Source organism: Sphingomonas zeicaulis, assembly GCF_050433225.1.
In the GTDB taxonomy this organism is placed as follows: Bacteria; Pseudomonadota; Alphaproteobacteria; order Sphingomonadales; family Sphingomonadaceae; genus Sphingomonas_D; species Sphingomonas_D zeicaulis.
Window position 1 is genome coordinate 260,377 of record NZ_JBNPXQ010000003.1, and the last position, 18,617, is coordinate 278,993.

The window sequence follows — 18,617 nt, forward strand, 5'->3', positions numbered from 1 at the left end:
ATAGACAATGACGCAGGACGTGACGTACATGGCCTGCATGGGAGAGGCAGTGACGATGGTCCGCGATGGTGACGTCGCGGTGATCCGGATCGATGAGCCGCCAGTCAATGCGGCCACCGATGCGGTCTGCGCAGGGCTTGCGGCGGCGCTCGACGCGATCGAGGCCGATGCGGCGATCCGCGCGGCGGTGATCCTGTGCGGCGGCAAGGGCTTCGTCGCCGGCGCCGATATCAAGGCGATGGATGCAGTATCCGATGCCCCGCCCCTCCCGGATCTGATCGACCGTATCGAAACCTTCGACAAGCCGGTCCTCGCCGCGATCCATGGTCCGGCACTGGGCGGCGGACTCGAACTCGCGCTCGCCTGCCATGGCCGCATCGCCAGCGCCGATGCGCGCTTCGGCCTGCCCGAGGTGAGGCTGGGGCTGATCCCCGGCGGTGGCGGCACGCAGCGCCTGCCGCGTCTGGCCGGGATCGGCATCACCATCGATCTCGCGGTGGACGGGCGCGAGATCGACGCCGCGACCGCGCTGTCAGTCGGGCTGATCGATGCGATTGCCGAGGCGCCATTGCGCGAAGCGGCCATCGACCATGCCAGCGCCTTGGCCGGCGAGCCCCCTCGCCGCACGCGCGACCTGGCCATGCCGGCGGATGGCCATGCGCTGGTGGAGGCCGCGGCGCCCAAGGTCGCGAAGAAGGCACGCGGCCGGCGCGCGCCGCTGCTCGCGCTCGATGCGATCCGCTTCGGGCTCGACCATCCTTTCGACGAAGCGCTGGCCAACGAGAAGGCCGTCTCGATCGCCGCGCTGCGATCCGACGAATCGCGCGCGCTGCGCCACCTGTTTCTCGCCGAACGCCGCGTGCGCCGCGATGCCGCGGATGCGCCGCCGCGACCGATTGCGACGGTGGGCGTCGTCGGGCTCGGCACGATGGGCCGCGGCATCGTTCAGGCGCTCGCGGCGGCGGGCGTGGAAACCATCGCGGTCGCGCGCAGCGATGCGTCATTGGCCAAGGCGCAAGCCGCCGTCGAGAAGGCGTGGGCCAAGCTCGGCGACACGCAAAGCGCCGCGCGGGTACGCTGGTCGAGCGATCTCACCGCGCTCTCCGACGCCGATCTGGTCATCGAGTCAATCGGCGAGGCGATGGCCGACAAGGTGGACCTGTTCGCGGCGCTCGGCAGCATCGCCAAGCCCGGCGCGATCCTCGCCAGCAACACATCCTACCTCGATGTCGATGCGCTAGCAGCCGCCTCGGGCCGCGCCGCCGACGTCGCCGGGCTGCACTTCTTCAACCCGGCCAATGTCATGCGGCTGGTGGAGGTCGTCGCCGGCGCCGCGACCGCGCCGGATGTCGTCGCGACCCTGATGGGGTTCGCGCGGCAGATCGGGAAGATCGCGATCCTCAGCGGCGTGTGCGACGGCTTCGTCGTCAACCGGCTGCTCGCTAAACGATCGCGCGAGGCCTATTTCCTGCTGGAAGAAGGCGCCAGCCCCTATGCCGTCGACCGCGTCATCACCGGCTTCGGCTTTCCGATGGGGCCGTTCGCATTGGGCGATCTGGCCGGCATCGACGTGCAGCGTGCCGCACGCATCGCCCGCGCCGATCGCCTGTCTCCACGCGAACATCGCGCCGATTTCGTCGACCAGTTGTTCGCCGCCGGCCGCCTCGGCCGTCGCGCGGGCAAGGGCTGGTATGCCTATGGCGAGGACGGCAAGCCGGCGCCCGATCCCGAGATCGACGCCCTCGTTTCCGCGCACGGCGCCCGCCACGGCGTCGCGCAGCGTGCGATCGGCGAGGAGGAGATCCGCGACCGGCTGATCCTTGCGATGGTCAACGAAGGCGCAAAGCTGATTGACGAGGGCATCGTCGCGGGGCCGGACGCGATCGACATCGCGCTTGTCCACGGCATCGGCTTTCCCGCGCATCTCGGCGGCCCGATGTGGTGGGCAGACCGGCAGGGGCTGACCGGCGTCGCGACCACCGTCACCCGCTTCGCTGCCGAACAGGGCAATGAATATTGGCAACCCGCAACCGGGCTGCTCGACCGCGCGACGCAGGATCGCGGCTTTTACTGACGAGAGGAGAGGACCCATGCGTATCGACGTTCCGCCGGCCCAGGCGCACGATCCCTATGGCTTCGCCACCGAGCATCTCGCGCCGGAGATCATGAAGGCGGGCGGCACATTCAGCCACGCCGTCTATCGCCATTCCAAATTGTCGCTGCGTGAGTTCGAGGGCGCCCGTGCGCGCACCGCCGAACTCAATGGCTGTGTGATCTGCCAGCAGTTCCGGGCCGCGCGCGATCTGGGCGGCATGTTCTCGGGCACCGGCACCCGCGGCACCGTGGCGGACAATGGCCCCGCGCCCGACGAAGCCTATTATGCCGCCGTGCTCGACTGGCGCACCTCGCCGCTGTTCAGCGATCGTGAACGCCTCGCCATCGAATTCGCCGAGCGCTTCGGCACCGAACCAAAGGCACTGGCCGAGGACGAGGATTTCTGGGCGAAGGCGCGCGCTGCCTTTTCCGACGCCGAGATCGCAGATCTGGCCAATTCGGTCGCCTGCTGGGTCGGGCTCGGCCGCGTGGCGCATGTGCTCGGCTTCGACGAGGTGTGCCTGCCGTTTACGGCTGAGGCGGCGGAGTAGACCAACTCCGAGCCTGTCCCCTCGCCCCTCGACTGCGCTCGGGACGAACGGAGGATGTGAGCCTCTCCGTTCGTCCCGAGCGCAGTCGAGGGACGGAGTCGCGTGGCGAAACTCAAAGCTCGCCCACAAACTCCACCATCAGCCGGCTCACCTCCGCCGCCCGCTCCAACTGGATCAAATGCCCCGCTTTGGGCAGCATCTCCACCCGGCGCACATCGCTGTAATGGCGGGGGATCGCGCCGATCGGATCCTCGCCGTGCCAGGCTTCCAGGTCGACGTCATTCTCGCTGCCGATGAAGAAGAAGGGCCGATCGCTCGGCCGGTCGCGCCACGCGGCGCGCTGCTGCCAGCGCAAGTCCATCGCGCGGTACCAGTTGAGCCCGCCGGTGAAGCCCGATCGGCTATAGTCCGACAGCGCCCATTCGAATTCCCATTCCTCCAGCCAAGCCCAGGGCAAGGGCGGCGCTTCCGGCAGCGCGTCGAGATAGGCCGTGCCCGGCGGATGCTTCCACACGTCGAGATAGTGATAATCGCCCGACAGCGCGTAGAGCACGCGCTGCAGGAAGGCGCGCGGAGCCGCGTTCAGCGCGGCATCCGCCGGGCCGACGGGCCGGAAATAATCGATGTGAACGAAATGCTCCTTCGCCCATTCCGCGGCCTCGGCGAGCGGCGCCTTGTCCGGCGTGTCGGGGTAGAAGGGATTTTCCAGCCCGATCGCCGCGCGCACGCGCTGAGGATGGAGATAGGCGAGGTCGTAGATCGCGAACACGCCGAAATCGAGGCCCGCGAACACCGCCTGGTCGATCCCGAGATGATCGAGCAGCCCCACGAGATCGCCGGTAATGTGCGGCACGTCGTAGAGCCGATGATCGGCGGGCGCCTCGGTCTGCCCCATGCCGCGCAGGTCGGGCGCGATCGCGCGCCAGCCGGCGGCGGCGAGTGCGGCCATCTGGTGCCGCCAACTCAGCCAGATGTGCGGAAAGCCATGTGCCAGCACGATTGCCGGCCCCTGCCCCTGCTCCACCCAATGCATCGCAATGCCATTGATGACGGCGCGGTGGTGCGTCCAATCGGCCATAGGATCATGCCTCTCCCTCCATGGCGCGCGCGACGATCTCCGCCGCCGCGTCGCGCAACGCCGCCACCGCCGGTTCGATCGCGAGATCGCTGCGGTGGACGACCCAAAGATCGGCGCCGGCCGCGCCCGGCGCAGCCTCCGCCATCCGTTCCAGCATCGGATCGCGATCGCCGATCGCCGACCACAGCCACGCGCTGCCGAGCCCCGCGCGGACCGCCTCATGCATGGCACGCAGCCCATCGACCTCGACCTCCGCGCGCCCCTCGACCGCCTGGTTGAGGCGAGCCCAGGGCTGCGGATTGGCGAGCATCATCGCATGGCCCCACACGATCGCGCGCTGCGGATCGCTGCCGCGCCGACGATAGCGCGCCTGCGCGAACCCGGCGACCTTCGCGCCATCCAGATCGCGCGGCTTGGTCCGCGCGACGGCGAAGCCGATGTCGGCATGACGCTGGTTGACCGCAGCGATCGCATCGCGCGCGCCGACGAGTTCGATCGATACCGCCGGGTGGCGATCAAGGAACCGCGTCATCGCCGGCAGCAGCCATCCCGCGATTCCGGCGGTGCCGGCGATGCGCACCGGGCCGGTCAGGCGTTCGCCCTCCGGCGCGAGATCGCGGTCGAGCCGCGCCATCGCCCGCTCCATTGCGGCGGCCGCGCGCAGCACGGCGCGGCCGGCTTCGGTCGGACGATAGCCGGTCGTCGTCTGTTCCCACAGCGAACGGCCGGTCGCGCGTTCGAGACGCGCGAAGCGGCGGCCCACGGTGGTCCGGTCCATGTCGAGCTTGCGCGCGGCGGTGCTGTAATCGCCCGCGCGTACCGCACTCTGGAACACACGGACATCGTCCCACTCGATCGCCATGGCGTGCATTCTTGCACAGTCGGAGTGCGGCTTCCACCCCGCGCTTCCATGATATGATGCGCACAAACAAGGCGCCTGGCGCCGATACGAACAGCCTTTGATATGGAGAGCGAGAGATGGCGCAGACCGCCGACTACCGACTGGGGCCCAACACCTTCGCGCGCGGCTGGCACATGATCGCCGATGCCTCGACCTTGGGCAAGGATCCGCTGCCGGTGCGCTTCTTTGCCACGGACATGGTGCTATATCGCGGCGAAAGCGGCACGCCGCACCTCGTCGATGCCTATTGCCCCCATATGGGCGCGCATCTCGGCCGCAACGAAACCAGCTATATCGTCCGCGATAATGAGCGGATCGAGGGCGAGTCGATCCGCTGCCCGTTCCACGGCTGGCGTTTCGGGCCGGACGGCCGCTGCAACCAGATCCCCTATTCGGACCAGAAGCCGCCGGCGGCCGCGCGCATCCGCACCTGGCCGGTGGTCGAACGCGCCGGCATCATCTGGATGTGGCACGACATGGAGGGCAATGAGCCCGATCATGAACTGCCGCCGTTCGAGGCGTGGGACAATCCCAACTGGGTGCGCTGGGCGATCGACGATCTCGGCGAACTGCCGCAGCATCCGATCGAGGTGGTCGACAACATGACCGACTTCGCCCACTTCGTGCCGATCCACGGATCGCGCGACATCGAATATTTCTACAACGAGTTCGACGATCATGTGCAGTGGCAGATGTTCGGCGCGGGCCACCGCACCTTGGTGCAGGAAGGCGAAGGTCTGCTCGAACTCGACACCTGGTATACCGGGCCGTCGATCCTGCAATCATCGATGCGCGGCAGTTTCCCCACGCATATGCTGATTGCCCACACCCCCGTTGAGGACGGCAAGATCCATGTGTGGCACGCGCTGATGGTCGACATGGGCCGCCCCGCCACCGAGGAGGATGTGCCGATGGCGCGCGCCTACCAGCAGGCGAGCCGCGAAGCCTTCGCGCAGGATTTCGAGATCTGGGCGAACAAGCGCGCCTGCTTCTCGCCGCTGATGGTCCGCGGTGACGGCCCCACCGACAAGTGCCGGATCTGGTACCGCCAGTTCTACAACCCGATCGACAAGGCCCCCGAATTCCAGAAGCGCGTCAACGGCCGGCATACGGTGGTCGACAAGCGCGGTGCGGCGAAGCAGGTGGCGTAAGGACTGGGGCCTGGCTTCAGCCTTCTCCGTTCTTCTCGATCGACATCGAACGGCAACGAGACGGTATATCGCAGGACGCGGGAGAATGCCGTCATAGCTTCATGCGACGGCCTGCGCGCAGGCCGTCCCCCATGGAAGCAGAATCCGTCAAACAAAGGTTAAACAGACATCGTCGCGATGAGACTTCGCCTGCACTCAGGCGTAACCTGTCTGAACCGATCGGCGGAGTGTTGCCTTGTTGCAGACGGAGTTGAACGACGCACTCGATGCGAAGCCAGCCGACACGGTGCTGCACGATCTGCTGGGCATGTTGAAGGCAGCGCAATATCAATTCGTGACGCCGACCCCGGCAAGCCACGCCCGGGTGCTTGCACGCGCGCCGCACCGGGTAGCGTCAGACTTGCGGGATGTGTTCGGCTGGAGCCTGCCATTCGCGCCTGATTTGCTCGACGCCACATTGCTGCGCCGGCTGGACGACATCGGCATGGTCGAGCCGGCGGGGCCACATTTGCGCAGCCTTGTTCGGGTGTCGTCGCTGGGACCGGACCTTTTCCTTCATTCCGCCTATCCCACGAACGACAAGGATGCGGTGTTCTTCGGCCCTGACAGTTACCGCTTCGCCCGGCTAATCCGTCAGGAACTGGCCCGCTGCCCCAAGCCCATGGGAGCCAAATTGGTCGATGTCGGTGCTGGAGCCGGGGTCGGCGCCATCGTTGCAAGCCATTGCTGCCCACAACTCGACATCCTGATGACAGACATCAATCCGTTTGCGCTGCGGTTGGCGCGCGTCAATGCCCAGGCGGCCGGCGTCCGCGCCACGATCCGCCACGCGGACGAGCCTGCCGCAAAGGATGGCCTGTGGGACATCGTGGTCGCCAACCCGCCTTTCATCATCGATGATGAAGGGCGCGATTACCGCAATGGCGGATCGGCACATGGTTCGGCAGTGGCCTTGGAGATGGCGCGCGGGGCTCTGGAGCAACTCGCGACGGGCGGACGCCTGATCCTATACACCGGGAGCGCGATCGCGGAGGGCGGCCGCGACATGTTCAGGCAGCGGCTGATCGCGCTTGCAGCGAGGCATGGCTGCAGGTTGTGCTACGAGGAGATGGATCCGGATGTTTTCGGGGAAGAATTGCTGCGTGCCGGCTATCGGGAGATCGAGCGCATCGCCTTGGTCAGTGCCGTCTTCACCCGAGACAGCTAAGGCCGCTTTCAACGGCTGAAACAGGATTGGCACGCTCGTCAGAGCGTCGGCCGGTCTAGTCGCAAGGGATCGATGCAAATACGGCCTCGCGCCATAGATCAAGTGCAGGAACAAGCGCTCAGGATTGTTCGATTGCGCGAACCTATGCCGACCCGATCCAAGCCAGTCATTCATAATGAAGCAGACTTAACATAAATATAGGAACATACCGATCCGCCCTTCATTATAGATATTATACGAACACCGCGAACTATTTGGGAGAGGGCCTGTTCCATGCAAATATCCGTTCGCGCGCTTTTGATTTGCGCAGCGTCAACGCTGACCCTCGGCGTCATGGGCTGCACGACGGCAACGCCATACCAGCCCATCTCATCACGGGGCGGAACGGCGGGCGGCTATTCCGATCAGCGCATCGAGGACAATCGCTATCGGGTTTCATTTGTTGGCAACACCATGACTTCGCGAGAGACTGTAGAAACCTTTCTCCTTTATCGCGCCGCGGAGCTTACGACCGCGCAGGGTTACGACTGGTTCGTCATGGCGGACCGCGATACCGAGAAGAAGAGCCGTACGACCATCGATCGCCCATTCACGGCGGGGCCCTATGGCTATTGGGGACCGAGTTGGCGCTACCGCGGCAGCGGCTTCGGGTGGCGTGGATGGGACCCGTTCTGGGGCGACCCGTTCTGGGATCGTCAGGTCGACATGCGGACAGTCGATCGGTACGAAGCGACCGCAGAGATCGTGCTGGGCCGCGGCTCGAAGCCGGCGAACGATGTACGCGCCTTCGATGCGCGCCAAATACTGGCCAATCTCGGGCCGCGTATCGTAACGCCTTCCTGACCGAGTGGCGGCCGACGCGGAATGGCAGTGCGGACGAGCAGCGGCGGCTGCGACCGGCAGCATTGATGCTTTGCTCGAACTTGGACGGTCAGGCCGCTTGGTGCTCGCCGAGCGACCGGCACAGACATCCGGCCTGACATCAAGAGAGCCGCAGCACGCTGGCTGCGCAGCGTGCGGGTGAAATGTCGCTCGAAGAGCCTCAACCCATACTAAACGCCAGCCCGCAAATACGAAAAAGGCCGGGAAGCCTGCGCTTCCCAGCCTGTTCGATCGTGGTGGGCGCGGCAGGGATTGAACCTGCGACCCCTGCGGTGTGAACACAGTGCTCTACCACTGAGCTACGCGCCCTCACCACGATGTGCTTCCAAGGCATCCCCCGGAAGCGGAAGGCGGCGCATAAGCTGTCACCGCCTGTCTGTCTACCCCTCTTTTAGCGGGGATGTGCCGCACGGCGAACCGGTAGCGGCAGGGATCAGTTGACGAGATCCTTCAGACCCTTGCCGGCCTTGAACTTCGGCTGGCTTGACGCCTTGATCGTCATCGTTTCACCCGTGCGCGGGTTGCGGCCCGTGGATGCCTTGCGCTTGGAGACCGAGAAGGTGCCAAATCCGACGAGACGAACCTCGTCGCCTTTCTTCAGTGCGCTGCCGATCGATTCGAACACCGCCTCGACCGCCTTGCTCGCATCACTCTTGCTGAGACCCGACACGTCAGCGACCGCGCCGATGAGCTCTTGCTTGTTCATGCCCCGTGAACCCCTTTGAATGAACGACCTTATTCAGGAATCAGGCTTTTCAAGCCGGCGCGCAGTAAGGAGGCTGAACGCCGGCCTGTAAAGGATAAAGCGGCCCGAAATGACCAAAATGCGTCAGTTCGAAGACGCGCGCCGCGGACCCGCAATCAATGCTTCACTGCGTCTCCATCCGTCGGCGCCGGGGCGATTCCGGCGGGCGGCAACGCCGCCATATCGTCGGCCTCGGTCCACACGATCGGGTCGAGCGGCTGGGTCAGCGCGAGGCGCAAAACCTCGTCGACATGCTTTACCGGCACGATCTTCAGCCCCTCACGAATGTTCGCGGGGATATCCGCCAGATCCTTCTCGTTTTCGAGCGGGATCAACACGGTCTCGATGCCGCCGCGGAGCGCTGCGAGCAGCTTTTCCTTCAGCCCGCCGATCGGCAGCACGCGGCCGCGCAGCGTGACCTCGCCGGTCATCGCCACCTCGCGCCGCACCGGAATGCCGGTAAGCGTCGAGACGATCGAAGTGACGATGCCAATGCCCGCCGATGGACCGTCCTTGGGCACAGCGCCTTCCGGCAGGTGGATGTGCACGTCCTTGCGAGCGAACACGCTGGGCTTGACGCCATAGCTGGGGCTGCGCGCCTTCACGAAGGAATAGGCGGCCTGCACCGATTCCTTCATCACGTCGCCCAGCTTGCCAGTGGTCGAGACGCCGCCCTTGCCGGGCACCGTCACCGATTCGATGGTCAGCAGTTCGCCGCCCACCTCGGTCCAGGCGAGGCCGGTAACGGCGCCGATCTGATGCTCTTCCTCGCCCAGGCCGTGACGGAATTTCCGGATGCCGGCGAATTCGGACAGATTGTCCGGCGTCACCGTCACGCTCTCCGTCTTACCTTCGAGGATACGGCGCAGCGCCTTGCGCGCGAGCTTCGCGATCTCGCGCTCCAGCGTGCGAACCCCGGCCTCGCGGGTGTAGAACTGGATCAGCGCGCGCAGGCCCTCGTCGGTCAGAATGAACTCGCCATCCTTCAGGCCATGCGCCTCGACCTGCTTGGGCAACAGGTGGCGCTTGGCGATCTCGACCTTCTCGTCCTCCGTGTAACCCTCCAGCCGAATGATCTCCATTCGGTCGAGCAGCGGCTGCGGCAGGTTCAGCGAGTTCGCGGTGGTAACGAACATCACATCCGACAGGTCGTAATCGACCTCCAGATAATGGTCCTGGAACTTGCTGTTCTGTTCCGGATCGAGCACTTCGAGCAGAGCCGAAGCCGGATCGCCACGAAAATCCTGGCCCAGCTTGTCGATCTCGTCGAGCAGAAACAGCGGGTTGCTGGTGCCGGCCTTCTTGAGGTTCGACACGATCTTGCCCGGCAGCGAACCGATGTAGGTCCGGCGATGCCCGCGGATCTCGGCCTCGTCGCGCACGCCGCCCAGCGACTGGCGCACGAACTCCCGTCCGCACGCCTTGGCGATGGAGCGGCCGAGCGAGGTCTTGCCGACACCCGGGGGGCCGACAAGGCACAGGATCGGCCCCTTCAGCTTGTTGGTGCGCGCCTGCACCGCGAGATATTCGACGATCCGGTCCTTGACCTTGTCGAGCGCATAATGATCCTCGTTGAGGATCGCCTCGGCCGCCGGGATGTCCTTCTTCAGCTTGGACTTCTTGCCCCAGGGCAGGCCCAGCAGCACGTCCAGATAATTGCGCACGACGGTGGCCTCGGCGGACATCGGCGCCATCGTCTTCAGCTTCTTGAGCTCGGCAGTCGCCTTAGCATGGGCTTCCTTGCTGAGCTTTAGCTTGGCGATCTTCGCAGTCAGCTCGGCGACCTCGTCGCCTTCGCCTTCCTCGCCCTCGTTGCCCAGCTCGCGCTGGATCGCCTTGAGCTGTTCGTTAAGATAATATTCGCGCTGCGTCTTTTCCATCTGGCGCTTGACGCGGCTGCGGATCTTCTTCTCGACCTGGAGCACGCCCAGTTCGCCTTCCATGAAGGCGAACACCATCTCCAGCCGCCGCGCGGGATCGCGCTCGATCAGCAGCGCCTGCTTGTCGCTGACCTTGATCGAGAGGTTGGCAGCCACCGCATCGGCCAGCCGCGCGGCGCTGTCGATCTCGCCGAGCTGGCCCGCGGTCTCCGCCGGCAGCTTCTTGTTGAGCTTAGCGTAATTCTCGAACTGGTCGACCACCGAGCGCATCAGCGCCGACGCTTCGGGGCCTTCCGCTTCCTGTTCCTCGATGATGGCAACATCGCCGGTCAGGTGTTCACCGGCGCCGTCGAGCGCCTCGAGCGTGGCGCGCTGGCGGCCTTCCACGAGCACGCGCACGGTGCCATCCGGCAGCTTCAGAAGCTGCAGTACGGTGGCGATCACGCCCATGTCATACAGGTCTTCACGGCCGGGATCGTCTTCAGACGGATCGAGCTGCGCGACCAGGAAGATCTCCTTGTTCGCCGTCATCGCGCTCTCGAGCGCGGCGACAGATTTGTCACGACCGACGAACAACGGGACGATCATCTGCGGAAACACGACGATGTCGCGCAACGGCAGAACGGGGAAACTCTGGGTCATCTGCACTCCGAACGGGCGCCCCGGAAGGCGGCGCCCCACCCACCTTATATGGTGTCGCGGCGCAATCCATCAATTCCTGCTTAAAATACCCACAAGGTGATGCGTCCATTTGCGACCCATCGCGGAGAGGATCGCGCCGCGTTATCGGATCACATAGGTAGCGACTAGGCCATTGACGCCGATTTGCAGCCCGCCACACTGCGCAAGAGGGGGAGACGGATTCCGGGAAGGCGCCGGCACATGCTGCGGCATTCGCCGCAGCAACAGGGGGAATGCGGCGATGACCGAGCAGGTTTCATTCGAAGACGCGGTAGAGCCCGGGCTGTGGAACCGCGATCTCGCGCCCACGGGGGCCGCGGAGCGCAACTGGCGCTGGTATCATTTCGCCGCGCTGTGGGTGGGCATGATCGTCGCGGTGCCGAGCTGGATGCTGGCCGCCGGGCTGATCGAACAGGGCATGTCGGCCGCCCAGGCCGCGCTCACGGTATTGCTCGGCAATGTCGTGATCCTGGTGCCGCTGCTGCTGATCGGCCATGCCGGCGCGCGCTATGGCATTCCCTATGCCGTGCTCGCCCGCGCCTCATTTGGCACGCGCGGCGCGCGGCTGCCGGCACTTGCCCGCGCGTTGGTCGCCTGCGGCTGGTACGGCATCCAGACCTGGATCGGCGGCGAGGCGCTGCTGACCTTGCTCGGCATCTTCGTCGGCGCCGACCTGAAGGGCGCGCCGCTGCCCTTCCTCGATATCGGCATCGGCCAGTTGCTCGCCTTCCTTGCCTTCTGGGCGCTGCAGCTCTTCTTCGTCACCAAAGGGCTGACGACGATCCGCCGGCTTGAGACCTGGACCGCGCCGTTCAAAATCCTGATCTGCACCGCGCTGGTCTGGTGGGCGGTGGACGCCGCCGGCGGGCTGGGGCCGATCTTCGCCGCGCCCTCCCAATTCGCGGAAGGCGGCCCCCGCGCCGGCCAGTTTTGGCTGGTGTTCTGGCCGTCGCTCACCGCGATGATCGGCTTCTGGGGCACGCTGGCGCTCAACATCCCCGACTTCACACGCTTCGCGCACACCCAGCGCGACCAGATGATCGGCCAGGCGATCGGCCTGCCGCCGACGATGGGGCTGATCGCGCTCGCCAGCGTCATCACAACCTCCGCCACCGTCGTCATCTATGGCAGCGCGGTGTGGGATCCGGTCGAACTGTCCGGCCGGCTTGCCGGGCCGTTCGTGCTGCTGGGGCTGATCGTGATCAGCATCGACACGATCTCCTGCAACATCGCCGCCAACCTCGTCTGCTCCGCCTATGATTTCTCGTCGCTAGCGCCGGCGCGCATCTCCTACCGGATCGGCGGCTTCATCACCGCGGCGATCGGCGTGCTGATCATGCCGTGGAAGCTGCTTGCGACGACCGGCGGCTATATCTTCGTCTGGCTCACCGGTTATGGCGCACTGCTCGGGCCGATCGCCGGCATCCTCATCGCCGATTACTGGCTGGTGCGGCGCGGGCGACTGGCGGTGGAGGAACTGTATCGCGGCACCGGCCGCTACGCCTATCGCGGCGGCTGGAACCGCGCGGCGATCATCGCCTTCGCAATCTGCGTGCTGCCCAACCTGCCGGGCTTCCTCGCCACCGCGATGCCGGGCAGGTTCGGCTGGATCGGCGGGCTGTGGACGACGATCTACGCCTATGCCTGGTTCACCGGGCTGCTGCTGGCGATGCTGAGCTATACCGCGCTGATGCGGCGCGCTGCATGAGCGAAGGCAGGGGCATCATGCCCCTGCTCCGCCCGTCCTCAGAACTCCACCTTGGCGCCGATGCGCAGACCCCACAGCGAGAAGCGTGCCTGATTGTCCACCGCCGGGTTGGAGAAGCCCGAATAGCGATATTGCGCGCACGGATTGCCGTTGCCGGGCACGCAGGCCACGTTCACCACCTGCGTGAGATAGGGGAAGGCCACCTGCCGCAGCGCGCCCCAATCCCTGTCGATCAGGTTCAGCACATTCTCGATGTCGGCGAACAGCTTGAAGCGGGCGCCGCGGACCAGCGGCACCGGCACCTCCTGGTCGACATGGACGTCGATCTTGAACCAGTTGGGCGCGCGCTGGCTGTTCTTGGGCAGGATCGAGCCGCGATATTTCTCAAGCCCATTGGCGGCGATGAAGGCATCCAGCGCCGCCTTGGTGCCCGGTGCGTCATAGGTCACCAGCGGATCGTTGGTCTGCGGCACATAGAGCAGGTAGCGATTGGCGCTGCCCGCGGTGCCGAACACCGAACTGTGCCCGGCGAGCAATGTCGGATCGTTCATCGTCAGGCTGTAGGGAATGCCCGAGCGCAGTTCGCCGAACAGGCTGAAGCGCGTCTTGTAGTCGCCGAAAAAGGCCCGGTCGAAATCGACGTAGAACTTCCAGCTGTTGCGGATCTCGTAGATCGAGGTGCCATAGGCCGCGACATTGGGATCGACCATCGCGTTCTGGCCATAGGTGCCGGACGCGGTGGTACCGTTCATCGAGCTGACGTCGGTCACATCCTGGAACGTGAAGCTGCCGCCGACCGAGAGGCCCCAGTCCCACGCCTTGTCGATGCGCGCGACCGCGACCAGGGAGTGGCCCTTGTCGACATTGGTCAGGAACAGATCGGTATTGGCCCCCGCCGTGGTCGAGGCATAACGCGGCCGCCCGTCGGGCGTCGTGCCGATCTGGCGGAGGCGCAGGTCATAATAGATCGGCGCATTGTTGACGAAGCCGTAATAGACGTCGCCGCCGACATTCCAGCCGCCGCCCAGGAAGCGCGTGTCGGGCGCATAATCGACCGACAGGCTGGTCTTCCAGGTCGACTGCATCTTGAAGTCCGGATCCATCGCATTGACGTTCGCCAGCGCGAGCGATCCGGTGTTGTTGGCAAGATAGTCGGTGACCAGCCCGTTGAAATTGCGGCCGTCGACATTGTTCAGCGCCGCGTCGCAGATCGCCGCGGTCGGCAAGGTGCAGCTACCGTCGAGGTTGCGGTTGATCGTGATCGAATTGCCGAACACGCCCGCGACAGAGAAGCTGTTGCCGAGGAACACGTCCGGTGACCCGCCACCGAACAGGCCGATGCCGCCGCGCACGCGCAGCTCGGGCGTCGGCGTCCAGGTGAAGGAGGCGCGCGGCTGCACGATCAGCTTGCCGCTGATCACATGGGTGTTGGCGAAGCCGTAACGCTCGAGGAAGAAGCGGTTGAGCGGCGGCCCCTCATTCATGTCATAGGTGTCGGCGCGCACGCCGATCGTCGCGCTGAAATCGGCGCTGGGATCCCAACTTGCCTGCGCGCCGAACGTGTATTGATCATATTTGAAGCTGGCGAGCACGTCGTTGAGGTCGCCGGTGATCGATCCGGCCAGGGTCAGCGTGCTGGCGCGGCGGTTCTGCAGGTCCGCGACGGAGTCGAAATAATAGGTGCCGAGCGCGTTCTGGGTGAAGGCGTTGGCCACGTCGAGATGGCTCCACGCCGCGGTCAGCTTCGCGGAGATATCGCCATATTCCCAGCGCACCGCGACATCCGCGCCATATTGCTTGGTGCGCACGAAGTTGAAGTGGCGGAACCGATCGGGCCCGAAGAACAGCCGCGACGCGGCCGGGCCGGCGGCGCTGCCCACCGAGCAGGCGACGGCATTGGTGTTGGGCAGCCCGTTCTGCTGCGTGGTCGAGGATGGATCGAGGCAGACCGAGAATTCGCTGAACGGGAATTCGCCGAAGGGCACGGGCATCAGATCATATTTGCGGTAATTGCCGCGGATCTCGGTGTGGAAATTGTCCGACCAGTCCGAATTCAACTGGGTGACGAAGGAGTCGACCGTTTCCGGACGCAGATAATTGTTTGAACTCAGCGTCAGCGCCGGCGAGCCGACATTGGTGGAGGAGAAGCCCGAAACCGCGCCGACCGTGCCTTCATTGTGGATATAGGTCATTGACAGGCGATGGCCGTCGACAACGTTCCAGTCGATCTTGGCGGTATATTTCTCGTCGGTCTCCTTGGTGGAGGCGAAGACGCCGCCAGTGTCATAATCATAGACCGAATTGGCGATCGAACTGATATTGTCGATCTGCGCCTGGGTGAGATTGGGCACCACATTGGCGAAGCCGCCGACGCCGATCGAGGTCGGCTGCGATTCCTCCAGCCGCTCATAGGAGAAGGCGAAGAACAGTTTGTCCTTGATGATCGGGCCCGAGAGGAAGGCGCCCCAATTCTTGCTGTCGAAATCCAGCCGGACACGGCCGGAGGGGTTGGTGAGGCCGGGCTTGGTGCGGCTGCCGGTCAGATTGTCGTCCGTATAGGTGAAGAAGGCGGATCCGGTGAATTTGTTGCCGCCGGAGCGCAGCACGAGGTTGATCGCGCCGCCCTGGAAGTCGCCCTCGGTGATGTCATAGGGCGCGATCTTGACCGAAAGCTGCTCGATCGCGTCGAGCGGCACCGGCCCGCGCGCGGTGGGCAGGCCGCCGACATTGAGGCCGAAATTGTCGGAAAAGCGCAGGCCGTCGACCGAGAATTTGTTGAGGCGGGCGTTCTGGCCGGCGATCATCACTCCACGGCTCTGACCCGGGTCGATCGTCGCGAAAGGATCGCGGCGGACGATGTCGCGGATATCGCGCGCCACCGAGGCGACGCCCTCGATCTTCTCGCGGTCGAGCACCGTCGACGGCCCCGGCGAAATCTCGGTCGCGCCGCTCGAGGAGGCGGTGACGACGATGTCTCCGCCCGAATTGTCGAGCGCGATCGGCAGGCGCAGCGGCTGGCCGGCGACCAGCGAAATGTCGGTGACCTGCGTTTCGGCATAGCCGTCGGCGACGACGGTGACGGTGAACGGCCCGCCGATGCGCAGGCCGGATGCGGCGAAGCTGCCGTCGCTGCCCGTCGTCACCTTCGAGGTCGTGCCCGACGGCACGTGCGTGACGCTGACGGCGGCTCCGGCCACCGGAGCGCCGTCGGCGGTGACGACGCCGCGGATCGAGGATGTCGTTTCCTGGGCATAAGCGGGCGCCGCAATCGCGGACGCCGTGGCGATGATGGCGGTGGTAAGAAGCAGATTGCGCATGAAAGACCCCCTTTGTTGCGCTTGTGCTATTTGCCCGGCCGGCTTTCCGACGTGCCGGGCACTGTTCCCCTGTATCTGTGCCAATCCTTGTCGATCGCCTCGACCACCGGCATGCCGATGAGGAAGGCGGTATCGAGCGACGCCTGCAGCGCCGAAAGCCCGCTGGATTCGGCAACGAGGCTTTCGGCGGCGCCGATACCGGGCGGCGGCGCCGAATAATTGCTGCCGGTACGCAGCACGAGCAGGCGTTCGGGGTCGACGCGGCCGAGGCGCCCGGCCATCGCCAGCGCGCCGGCGACGCCCGTATCCTCCATCGCCGTCATCGCGAAACGCTCGCCGCCATCGGTCCAGTAGCTGACCCATTTGTCGACATGCGTGTTGAGCAGCGTGCCGTGCCAGAAGGTCTGGCCGCTCGCCTCGGCGCCCTTCAGCACGAAGGGCGGCTTCTGCGCCGCGGGCTGATGGCGATAGGCGGCGCGGATCTCGCGCAGCGCCGGCGTATCCGGAATGCGGATGCCGCTGGTCAGCGCGAAGGCCCAGTCGCGCAGCCCCTTGTTCAGCGGGAAAAGATTGTAGCGCGTGTCGCCGCGCGGCGCCTCATAGGGCGTCTTGCGATCGCGCGGGAACATGCCCGTCGTCCAGCCGGCAGGGGCCTCGCGCGCGTCGACCGCATAGCCATAATCGGTGTCGACGACATCGCCGATCCACGCCGCCGATCCGACCGATGCCACCTCCGGATTGACCCCGGCGATCGCGGCGACCAGCCAATAGGCGTGGCTGAGATCGAAGCGCGGATCGAGTGCCAGTGCCATCGTCGAGGCGGCGGCGCGATTGGTGCCGATGCCGGTCGACAGCAGCAGCGCCTTGCGCGCGGGATCGTAGCGCAGGTGGCGGAACCCCGCCGGGAAGGGCAGCACCTCGGGCATCACCGCCGCCCAGGCCTGATATTCGCCGGCGCGATCGCCGACATCCTCGCCGATCTCGAACGCGGTGACGATGACGGTGCGGATCTCGATCGGCGCCGCCGCCGGCGCGGTTGCCGCGGCGCGACCTTCCATGCCCGCGGACGCAGTCTGCGCCCGCGCCGGGATCACCGGCCCGCACGCCATCAGCGCGCAGCCCACGGCACCAACCAAAAGCTTCAATCCGGCCTCCGCCCTGTCGTGAGGCCTCTCCCATCCCCCTTGTTGCCCCCGGGGGTTGATGCAGACGCTAACACAATGGAAACAACCCGCAAGCCCCGCCATTGCTGGTTCGTTCGGGGTTGCGATCCGCCTCGCCATCCCCATTATGCCGCGGCGCATGACGCAATGGCGCGGCGCAACATCCAGGGGGAATGATGATGAAGACGATGCGCCGTGCCGCGCTCTGGCTGACGATGATCTGCGGGCTGGCGACCGCACCCGCCAACGCCGCGAGCGAGGCGCTGGACACGACGCCGCGCACCGCGATCATCTCCGCCTTCGCGCCCGAATGGGCCTCGCTGATCGGCCTGATCGAGCAGCCCGTGCAACGCGAAATCAATGGCGTTGCGATCGTGACCGGCACCATGGCGGGCAAGCCGGTGGTGCTGATGGAAAGCGGCGTTTCCATGGTCAACGCGGCGATGAACGCGCAGATGCTGATCGATCGCTTCACGGTCAGCCGGATCGTCTTTTCGGGCATCGCGGGCGGTGCCGATCCGGCACTGGCGGTGGGCGATGTCGCGGTGCCCGCATCATGGTCGCAGAATCTGGAGGTGGTGATGGCGCGTGAGACCGCCAGCGGCTTCCTGCTGCCGCCCGGCGCGCAGGCGAGCAAGCGCGCGCCATTCGGCATGATGTTTCCGCGCGGCATTCGAATGGGCAGCGATCCCACCCGCCACGAAGCCTTCGCTGCCGACGCCGCGCTGGTCGCGCTCGCCACCCGCATCGCCCAAGCCGTCACGCTGAAGCGCTGCATCGAGGCGCCGGCCACGCGCTGCCTGCCGGGCACGCCGCGCATCGTGGTGGGCGGCACCGGCGTCAGCAGCCCAGCCTTCGTCGATAACGCCGCCTACCGCAGCTATCTGCACAAGAGTTATGATGCGCGCGTGATCGACATGGAAACCGCGGCGGTCGCGCAGGTCGCGCACGCCAACCGAATCCCCTTCATCGGCTTTCGCAGCCTGTCAGACCTCGCCGGCGGCGATGCCGGGCCCAACAGCATGACGATTTTCATGTCGCTCGCGGCGGAAAACAGCGCGTCGGTCGTCCGCGCCTTCATTGCCGCATTGCCCAGCGAAACCCAGGAAACACGTTGAAAAGGCGCAAACGCCGCCCTGCCAAAATTGGTTCCCGTTCATCTGGGAGCAAAGTTTACACGCAGTGAGTGCAGTTCCTGCATTCAGGATCGATCAGTGCGCATTTGCCACTGAGAGCGCTATCAGCCACATAGAGCAGGC

Annotated in this window: 13 protein-coding genes and 1 tRNA gene; 7 read left to right on the forward strand and 7 right to left on the reverse strand. The window is 65.6% G+C overall.

The features are described 5' to 3' along the window. The first annotated feature begins 7 nt into the window (after window positions 1-7). Both FHS96_RS13930 and FHS96_RS13935 read left to right on the forward strand, forming a co-directional pair. The gene (locus tag FHS96_RS13930; protein WP_429592399.1) at window positions 8-2,074 is read left to right on the forward strand and encodes a 3-hydroxyacyl-CoA dehydrogenase NAD-binding domain-containing protein; all 2,067 of its coding nucleotides are present in this window, start codon (window positions 8-10) and stop codon (window positions 2,072-2,074) included. A gap of 16 nt (window positions 2,075-2,090) precedes the next feature. Continuing rightward, window positions 2,091-2,645 (forward strand): carboxymuconolactone decarboxylase family protein, encoded by a 555-nt coding sequence (locus FHS96_RS13935; protein WP_429592402.1) that lies wholly within the window; start codon window positions 2,091-2,093, stop codon window positions 2,643-2,645. A gap of 112 nt (window positions 2,646-2,757) precedes the next feature. On the opposite strand, the gene FHS96_RS13940 is transcribed toward FHS96_RS13935, so the two are convergent. Next, window positions 2,758-3,723, reverse strand: coding sequence for an alpha/beta hydrolase (locus tag FHS96_RS13940; protein ID WP_429592404.1), 966 nt, complete (start codon window positions 3,721-3,723; stop codon window positions 2,758-2,760). A 4-nt stretch (window positions 3,724-3,727) separates the two neighbouring features. Continuing rightward, window positions 3,728-4,585 (reverse strand): LysR family transcriptional regulator, encoded by an 858-nt coding sequence (locus FHS96_RS13945; protein ID WP_429592406.1) that lies wholly within the window; start codon window positions 4,583-4,585, stop codon window positions 3,728-3,730. Between the two features lie 116 nt (window positions 4,586-4,701). On the opposite strand from FHS96_RS13945, the gene FHS96_RS13950 reads away from it, so the two are divergent. The 3 genes from FHS96_RS13950 to FHS96_RS13960 all read left to right on the forward strand — a co-directional run bounded on the left by FHS96_RS13950 (window position 4,702) and on the right by FHS96_RS13960 (window position 7,825). After that, a complete protein-coding gene (locus FHS96_RS13950) occupies window positions 4,702-5,775 on the forward strand; it encodes a 3-ketosteroid-9-alpha-monooxygenase, oxygenase component (protein WP_429592409.1) in 1,074 nt (357 codons plus the stop codon). Window positions 5,776-6,013: 238 nt separating this feature from the next. Then, a complete protein-coding gene (locus FHS96_RS13955) occupies window positions 6,014-6,982 on the forward strand; it encodes a methyltransferase (protein WP_429592412.1) in 969 nt (322 codons plus the stop codon). 273 nt (window positions 6,983-7,255) lie between these two features. Further along, on the forward strand, window positions 7,256-7,825 hold the full coding sequence (locus tag FHS96_RS13960) for a CC0125/CC1285 family lipoprotein (protein WP_429592415.1): 570 nt from the start codon (window positions 7,256-7,258) through the stop codon (window positions 7,823-7,825). A gap of 273 nt (window positions 7,826-8,098) precedes the next feature. Here FHS96_RS13960 and FHS96_RS13965 read toward each other — a convergent pair. The 3 genes from FHS96_RS13965 to lon all read right to left on the reverse strand — a co-directional run bounded on the left by FHS96_RS13965 (window position 8,099) and on the right by lon (window position 11,131). Beyond that, window positions 8,099-8,173: transfer RNA gene (locus FHS96_RS13965), tRNA-Val, on the reverse strand. Window positions 8,174-8,297: 124 nt separating this feature from the next. Beyond that, a complete protein-coding gene (locus FHS96_RS13970) occupies window positions 8,298-8,570 on the reverse strand; it encodes an HU family DNA-binding protein (protein WP_025293339.1) in 273 nt (90 codons plus the stop codon). 155 nt (window positions 8,571-8,725) lie between these two features. Beyond that, complete coding sequence (gene lon, locus FHS96_RS13975) at window positions 8,726-11,131, reverse strand: endopeptidase La (protein ID WP_429592418.1); 2,406 nt, start codon at window positions 11,129-11,131, stop codon at window positions 8,726-8,728. Between the two features lie 280 nt (window positions 11,132-11,411). Here lon and FHS96_RS13980 point away from each other — a divergent pair, with 280 nt between their 5' ends. Continuing rightward, a complete protein-coding gene (locus tag FHS96_RS13980) occupies window positions 11,412-12,878 on the forward strand; it encodes an NCS1 family nucleobase:cation symporter-1 (RefSeq protein ID WP_429592421.1) in 1,467 nt (488 codons plus the stop codon). A gap of 38 nt (window positions 12,879-12,916) precedes the next feature. Here the strand turns inward: FHS96_RS13980 and FHS96_RS13985 are convergent, their stop codons facing one another. After that, entirely contained in the window at window positions 12,917-16,195 is a 3,279-nt protein-coding gene (locus tag FHS96_RS13985; RefSeq protein ID WP_429592424.1) for a TonB-dependent receptor, read from the reverse strand. Window positions 16,196-16,221: 26 nt separating this feature from the next. Beyond that, window positions 16,222-17,340 (reverse strand): purine nucleoside permease, encoded by a 1,119-nt coding sequence (locus FHS96_RS13990; protein WP_429592427.1) that lies wholly within the window; start codon window positions 17,338-17,340, stop codon window positions 16,222-16,224. A gap of 197 nt (window positions 17,341-17,537) precedes the next feature. Between FHS96_RS13990 and FHS96_RS13995 the strand changes: the two genes are divergently transcribed. Continuing rightward, on the forward strand, window positions 17,538-18,476 hold the full coding sequence (locus FHS96_RS13995; RefSeq protein WP_429592430.1) for a 5'-methylthioadenosine/S-adenosylhomocysteine nucleosidase: 939 nt from the start codon (window positions 17,538-17,540) through the stop codon (window positions 18,474-18,476). The last annotated feature ends 141 nt before the right edge of the window (window positions 18,477-18,617 follow it).